Here is a 6,637-nt window from a genome sequence, read left to right as displayed (position 1 = left end):
CTTGGGGTTGTTCCTGATGTTCTGACCGATGCGTGCTCTGGGTCGCCGTCAGTTGTCCACAGGAGGTGGCTCCCCTAATCAGAGTTATCGGGTTTGTCTTCCGGCAGACTCGGTGCCGGTGGCCGCCGGCAGGTGAGCACTCTGGTCCCCTGGACCTTTCGGGAGTCCTGAAAAAAGATCGTGCCCCTGCCGGTCGGCTGGGAGAGTTGATCGCTGCTGGGATGTCGTGCCCGCCCGATCGTGGCGTGAGCACTGCTTGATTAGGTCGCTGATGGTTCTCCCGCCGGCTGCTGAGACAGATCGACATCGAAAGCGGGAGAAGCGTTGCGGTTGTACGTTGGGGATGAGTGGGCCGAGGCTCATCACGACGTTGAGTTGATGGACGTCTCGGGCCGTCGGCTGGCCAAGGCCCGTCTGCCCGAGGGTGTAGCGGGGATGGCCCGGTTGCACGCGATGATCGGTGAGCAACTCGGTGAGGACGCCGACGATGCGCAAGTGCTGGTCGGGATCGAGACCGATCGTGGCCCGTGGGTGCAGGCGTTGCTGGCCGCCGGGTACGCGGTGTTCGCGGTCAATCCGCTGCAGGCGGCCCGCTGCCGGGACCGGCTGAGGGTCTCGGGGGCCAAGAGCGACGCGGCTGATGCGCACATGCTGGCCGACATGGTCCGTACCGACTCCCACCAGCTGCGGCCGGCCTCTCAAGACAGCGCCGAGGCAGAGGCGATCAAGGTGGTGGCGCGGGCGCATAAGACGCTGATCTGGGAACGTACCCGCCACACCCAGCGGTTGCGGCACGCGTTGCGAGACTACTTCCCGGCGGCGCTGGAGGCGTTTGAGGACCTTGACGCCGCCGACGCCCTTGAGTTGCTCGCCAAGGCCCCCGACCCGGCCTCGGCCGCCAAGCTGACCATCGGACAGATCAGCGCCGCGCTCAAACGCGCCCGCCGTCGGAACGTCGGCGATAAGGCAGCCAAGATCCAGCAGGCGTTGCGCGCCGAACATCTCGGCCAACCTGCCGTGGTGACCGCGGCCTACGCGGCCACGGCCGGCTCTCAGACCGCGATCCTGACCGTCCTGAACCAGCAGATCAAGACCATGCAAGAGCAGGTCGACGCCCATTTTGGGCAGCACCCGGCCGCCGAGATCATCCTTAGCCAGCCAGGCTTGGGGCCGATCCTCGGCGCCCGGGTGCTCGCCGAGTTCGGTGACGCCGATGGACGGTATGCCTCGGCGAAGTCCCGTAGGAACTACGCCGGCACCAGCCCCATCACTCGCGCCTCCGGCAAGAAGAAGGTGGTTCTGGCCCGGTTCGTCCACAACGACCGGCTCATCGACACCCTCGATACCCAGGCGTTCGCCGCCCTGACCGCCTCGCCAGGAGCCCGCGCCTACTACGACCGGCTCCGGGCCCGGGACCTCGGCCACCACGCCGCGTTGCGTCAGCTCGCCAACCGGCTCGTCGGCATCCTGCACGGATGCCTCAAGAACGGCACGCTCTACGACGAGGCAACCGCCTGGCCACCTCGTTCCGAGATACTCGCAGCTTGACACCTCAGCTCCTGGGATGTCTAACAGCGGCGACACCGGCTCGATCCACATCGCGCTCGCGCTCATCGTCGGAGAGACACAACGCCCGGGCCACCGCGCCGAGCAACTGGGTCGAGGGCTGACTGCTGCGACCCTGTTCAAGGCGTACGACGTAGTCCACCGACATGCCGGCTCGGGGCGAACCTCATCATGCTCGGCGTGGGCACCGTGCTGTTCGGCGTGTTCTACTTCCTCATCCTGTTCGCGCAGGAAGTCTGGGGGTATTCCGCCATACGGGCCGGAGCAGCGTTCCTACCACTGGCCGCCGTGGTGCTGGCCGGTTCCGCGGTCGCCTCCGCGCTGCTGCCGCAGACGGCGCCCGCTCGCTGTTGGTGACCGGCGCCGCGGGCTGTGCCGGCGGCCTGTACTTGCTGTCGCTGCTGACCGAGAACGCCGAGTACGCGGGCGGACTGCTCGGCCCCATCCTGGTCATCGGCACCGCGCTGGGCCTGATGTTCGTGCCGCTGCCACTGGTCGCGCTCGCCGGCGTCGCCGACGCGGACTCCAGGGTGGCCGCCAGCCTGCTCAACGCCACCCGGCAGATCGGCGATGCCGTCGGGCTTGCCGTACTGAACACCGTTGCCGGACGGTGGCCGCCGGCTCCGCCGGCGCCCACGGCGCGCACGCGCTGGTCACCGGCTTCGACCGGGCCTTCGCCGTCGGCGCCGGGATCTCGGTACTCATCCTGCTCATCACGATCGCCACGATCCGGGATCGCCATCCCGGCCCGACCGCCGTACGGCCTGGCCTGGTGAATGGCCGCAATCCCACCGGCCGTCCAAGGGTACGGCCCGCCGGAGCGTCGGCTCCGGCGGGCCGTACCCCCGAAGTGGGCGACGTCGTGACCGCCGTGCGAGGGGCTCGCTACTTGCCGGCCGCTTCCAGGTCGGCCAGGGCCTGTGCCCAGCGGGCGTACGGCAGGCTGGCCAGGTCGGCGATCGTCTTGATGCCAAGCGCTTCGTACAGAAGCTCGCCACTACGGTCCGAGACGCCCTTCAGCGCCGCCACCGGCGCGGCCAGGATCTCCGGAAGGCTCTTGTCCGCCCATGCCTTGTCGAGCACGTTGTTCAGATCGATCGAAGCCACTTAGGTCCTCTCGGGGAGTGCTGATGTAAGTACACGGACAAAATCCGCATCGCTCGCTTTCTACCGCGTGACGGGCATACGCGGGTCCCGAACGCGGGAAGATCACGGTGTTCGCCTTCTCACCGGCCGAACGTCGACCAGCCCTCCCTCCACCATCTCGCCGGGCCGGGCGGCCTTCAGGACAGGACGGGGTCCAGGCGGCAGACGGCAGATGCCGATAGCGGTATCCACGCCGTCCAGGCGACCACGACGCGTCTGATGCCTGCCGGGCCTGGAACACCGCAGGCCAGCGCGCCGCCGGAGTGTACAGCGGCAGGCATCGGCAGCCTTCTCCTGCTCATGGCAGCCCTGATCGGCGCCGAATCCACCCTCGGCCTCCAAGGCCCCGCCGCCTGCCAAATCCAGCCCCAAGCCACCCGGGAGGCCGACGACACCATCCCCGCGAACTACCTGCAGCTATACCGCAGAACCGGGCAAGAAACCGGGATCGCCTGGAACCTGCTCGCCGCCATCGGCAAGCTCGAATCCGACCACGGCCGCGACCCCCACACCGGCGTCACCTCCGGCGCGAACTACGCCGGAGCAGCCAGCCCCATGCAAATCGGCATCCTAGGCGCCGCCGGAAACACCTGGGGCGGTACCCCACGCCACCGCGCGAACACCCACACCGGCGGATACGGAACCGACGGAGACAGAGACGGCTGGGACGACGTCTACGACCCCGCCGACGCCATCCCCGCCGCCGCCCACTACCTCAAAACCCACGGCGCACCCAACGACATCCACGCCGCGCTCTTCGCCTACAACCCCTCCAACGACTACGTCGACACCGTGCTCGCCCAAGCCGGCCGATACGCACACCACGGCATCCAGGCCATCACCGCCGCCGACAACCCGACCTGCGATCAGGCCACCCTCGGCCCCCTCCCCACCAACAGCGTGGCAGCCCAGGTGATCACTCACGCCCGCGCCCAAATCGGAAAACCCTACGTCTACGGCGCCACCGACCCCGACGCCTTCGACTGCTCCGGCCTCACCATGAGCGCCTACCGCTCCGCAGGCGTCACCATCCCCCGCCTCTCCGACGCCCAATACTGGTGGGGCGCCACCGTCCCACCCGGACAAGAACAACCCGCAGACCTCGTCATCTTCAACTACAAACCCGGCCACAGCGGACCCGGCCGCGTCGGCATCGCCTACAACCCCGCAGCAGGCACCATGATCGCCGCCCCCCACACGGGCACCAACGCCCGTTTCCAAAACTACAAAAACTATCCTGGCGGCGCCGTAGGATTCACCATCCGACAGCCCATAAACTGTAATTCTTAAAAGGATGACCAATCCTCATCTGAGTTGTCCATGACTTGTCCTTTGGACATCTCGGTGAGGCGCGGTCGGCGTGAGGTTCTACCCGGTGTCGGATCTCAGTGAAACTGGCCCGTTCTCAACGATTTCGCCGGTCGATGGCCGGTTCTCGTCTTGCTTGGCCGGTGGAGGCTGCGGCAGGTGGGTCGAAGTGGATCTTCTACGCAAATGATCGCCAGCCGATTCGGCGTGATCTCCTGTCAGCCGTTCACCTAAGGAAACGCTGCACAACGCGAGGAATGGAAAGCACTGGTCGCCATCCTGTCGTGCTCACACCTTACCCCTGCGAAACTGCGGGCCTTCATCGCGGGTCCTGGTGATCATCATCCAGGCATTCTTGGAGCCGCCGCAGTCCTCGTTCCACGTCATAGATCAAGGCAGGGCTATGGATTGCGTGGTCACGAGCTTGGCGGTAGATATCGGCTGCGATGCGGTCGTCATCCCCCGAGCGGACGTCTTGCCCCGGCCGGTCGATGGGCGATCGGCGGGCGTTCGATGCGGGGTCCTGCTGGTTCCGATCAGCGAGGTTGTATAGGAGCCGAGCAAGAGTGTCCGGGGTAGCCGATGCGGGTTCGATGTCGGCACGGAGTCGTTCCATCGCCGCAAGGTAGTGATTGGCATCTTCCTGCTTGTCGAGGTAGAGCGCGCTGATGAGCTGCTCAAGATAAACCACATCGGACAACTCCGGTTCGGTGAAACCCAGGACGCTGAATGCTGCGCCGGCCACGGCGTGGCACGTGAGCGGGACCACCTGAATAGTGATATGTGGCTGCTCGCAGGCCTCGATCAGATCTTCGATCTGTTTACGCATCACGGACTTGCCGCCGATCGGACGGCGGAGTGCGGCCTCATCGATGACCGCCAACAGAGTCGGTGGTACGTCACGTGTCAACACCCGCTTCCGCTGCCTTAGCAGCGCCGCTCGACGGTCGAACTCCCCTTCGGGGGCGTCGGGGTGGTGAAGGCGGTCGACAGCTCGCGCGTATTCCTCGGTCCGCAGCAGGCTCGGCACGAACTGTACTGCGTATTGGTGGATCCGGGCCGCAGCCTCTTCGAGCCCGAGGTAAGGCTCGAACCATTGAGAGATCACCTCGGAGTATTGATGCCACCAGCCAGGCTGATTGGACTGGACGGCCAGCTCCAGTATCTGATGTCGCAGGATGTCATCACGCACGCCGTACAACGCGAGCAGATCGTTGACGTCCCGCTGCTTGAAGCCCACCCGGCCCAGTTCCATACGGCTGATCTTCGAAAGGGAGGCGTAAATGGCGGCGCCCGCCTCCTCCCGGCTGATCCCGGCCGACTCACGCAGCCGACGAAGCCGCGCACCGACAATCCGCCGAAGCATGACCTGGCCACCCGACCTAGCCACGGCACCGAGCGCGAGAGTGGCAGCTGGCGTCACACTCATGATCCTGCCTTCCGTCCGTCGATCCAGTCCGCTCCCTGGTCATCGCGGAACGGCGCCGCGGGACCCACCGCTCTCATAAGCTGATCTCGCGCCAGCTTCAGGTGCGACCTCACCGTCTCCTGAGTGATCCCGAGCCACTCAGCGACCTCACGGGACGACCACTCCTCATTCCAGCAAAGGAACGCCACCCTTTGCCGCTGCCCGGGCATCGCGGAGATCATCTCCCAGGCCAGGTCCAACGCAACCACGGACAACACGTGATGCTCCGTCTCCGAGCGCGCATGCTCTCTAGCCTCCTCACAGTCGCCCACTAGCTGAAGGCGCCGTCCTTGGCGCCACTGATCGATCGCCTTGTTTTTGAGAACCGCGTACAGCCAGCGCCGTTGTCGCTCAGGACACAGTCGGCCCAGCCGGGACCAGTCCTCCATCGCAGCGACGAACGTCGTCTGCACAAGATCTTCGGCCCTGGCACGGTCGACCTCGGGAAGGGTGGAGGCGTACCGGAACAGCGCCTCTGACTCAGCGCGGAAGAGAACCTCGATCTCTTTGCCGAGATCAGGGTGAGTCGCCACGTCATGGTCCCCGCGAGATGCGTCGGGTTGCGGATCGACCCAGCGTCAACCGCAACGCCAGTCCATCAGGGTCATCCTGCTGCATCACTACAGTGCCCTCCGGTGCCCTGATGACCAGCGCCAGAAGAGTCTGGCGCCGCTGCCGTTCAGTGCACAGCCTTAGCACCCCAGCGACAACCAGAGCCGCCAACGTGAACATGGCGGCCTGCCACGAGATCACATTCGCCGTCGCGGTGAGCACCGCACACGTGTTTCCTCGCATCCTCAACAGCGTCATGCCGGAACATCGGACGAAACCACCCGAGCGTTGAATCGGCAACCAAGGCCGCACGCGAATTGGTGTCTGATCTGGCGATCTGCGTCGTCACCACCGCCCTGCTCCGCGACCACACCGACACCCAAAACCGGCCGTCGGCACGGCTCGATCAGCCGCCGCCAGCCGATCCCGGCATGATCCTGCTGGCCGTCCCCGAACCCAGACATTGGACCGCCCCGGCGAAGTTGGAGGCCGGATCGCTTGCTTCTCAACCGGCCAGAGACGTAATACCACGTGACCGGTGGAACGCTTCCTCGTACTCAGACGGAGGAATGTTCCCACAGTAGGAACGTATCCTTT

General features: G+C 65.7%; 8 protein-coding genes. 4 read left to right on the top strand and 4 right to left on the bottom strand.

Annotation, left to right across the window (positions count from 1 at the left end):
- The first annotated feature begins 324 nt into the window (after positions 1–324).
- On the top strand, positions 325–1,548 hold the full coding sequence (locus ACFFNX_RS38000; protein ID WP_446678548.1) for an IS110 family RNA-guided transposase: 1,224 nt from the start codon (positions 325–327) through the stop codon (positions 1,546–1,548).
- Positions 1,549–1,552: 4 nt separating this feature from the next.
- Here ACFFNX_RS38000 and ACFFNX_RS37995 read toward each other — a convergent pair whose 3' ends face one another.
- Positions 1,553–1,714 carry a helix-turn-helix domain-containing protein gene (locus tag ACFFNX_RS37995; RefSeq protein WP_378210924.1) on the bottom strand — a complete coding sequence of 54 codons (162 nt, stop codon included), beginning with the start codon at positions 1,712–1,714 and terminating at the stop codon, positions 1,553–1,555.
- Between the two features lie 32 nt (positions 1,715–1,746).
- Here ACFFNX_RS37995 and ACFFNX_RS37990 point away from each other — a divergent pair, with 32 nt between their 5' ends.
- Together ACFFNX_RS37990 and ACFFNX_RS37985 are read left to right on the top strand one after the other, a co-directional pair.
- A complete protein-coding gene (locus ACFFNX_RS37990; RefSeq protein ID WP_378210922.1) occupies positions 1,747–1,923 on the top strand; it encodes a hypothetical protein in 177 nt (58 codons plus the stop codon).
- On the top strand, positions 1,920–2,342 hold the full coding sequence (locus tag ACFFNX_RS37985) for an MFS transporter (RefSeq protein WP_378210920.1): 423 nt from the start codon (positions 1,920–1,922) through the stop codon (positions 2,340–2,342). The genes ACFFNX_RS37990 and ACFFNX_RS37985 overlap by 4 nt, the downstream gene beginning before the upstream one ends.
- Before the next feature lie 109 nt (positions 2,343–2,451).
- On the opposite strand, the gene ACFFNX_RS37980 is transcribed toward ACFFNX_RS37985, so the two are convergent.
- A complete protein-coding gene (locus ACFFNX_RS37980; protein WP_378210918.1) occupies positions 2,452–2,673 on the bottom strand; it encodes a hypothetical protein in 222 nt (73 codons plus the stop codon).
- Positions 2,674–3,012: 339 nt separating this feature from the next.
- Here ACFFNX_RS37980 and ACFFNX_RS37975 point away from each other — a divergent pair, with 339 nt between their 5' ends.
- Positions 3,013–4,002: a C40 family peptidase gene (locus ACFFNX_RS37975; RefSeq protein WP_378210916.1), complete on the top strand. Its 990-nt coding sequence runs from the start codon at positions 3,013–3,015 to the stop codon at positions 4,000–4,002.
- A 337-nt stretch (positions 4,003–4,339) separates the two neighbouring features.
- Here ACFFNX_RS37975 and ACFFNX_RS37970 read toward each other — a convergent pair whose 3' ends face one another.
- Positions 4,340–5,386: a helix-turn-helix domain-containing protein gene (locus ACFFNX_RS37970; protein WP_378210914.1), complete on the bottom strand. Its 1,047-nt coding sequence runs from the start codon at positions 5,384–5,386 to the stop codon at positions 4,340–4,342.
- A gap of 59 nt (positions 5,387–5,445) precedes the next feature.
- Complete coding sequence (locus tag ACFFNX_RS37965; protein WP_378210912.1) at positions 5,446–6,021, bottom strand: RNA polymerase sigma factor; 576 nt, start codon at positions 6,019–6,021, stop codon at positions 5,446–5,448.
- Between the last annotated feature and the right edge of the window lie 616 nt (positions 6,022–6,637).

The sequence above is a fragment of the Actinoallomurus acaciae genome, from assembly GCF_042429965.1.
GTDB classification, from domain to species: domain Bacteria; phylum Actinomycetota; class Actinomycetes; order Streptosporangiales; family Streptosporangiaceae; genus Actinoallomurus; species Actinoallomurus acaciae.
The sequence above is the reverse complement of the archived record's forward strand: the minus strand, read 5'-3'. Positions and strand labels throughout refer to the sequence as shown.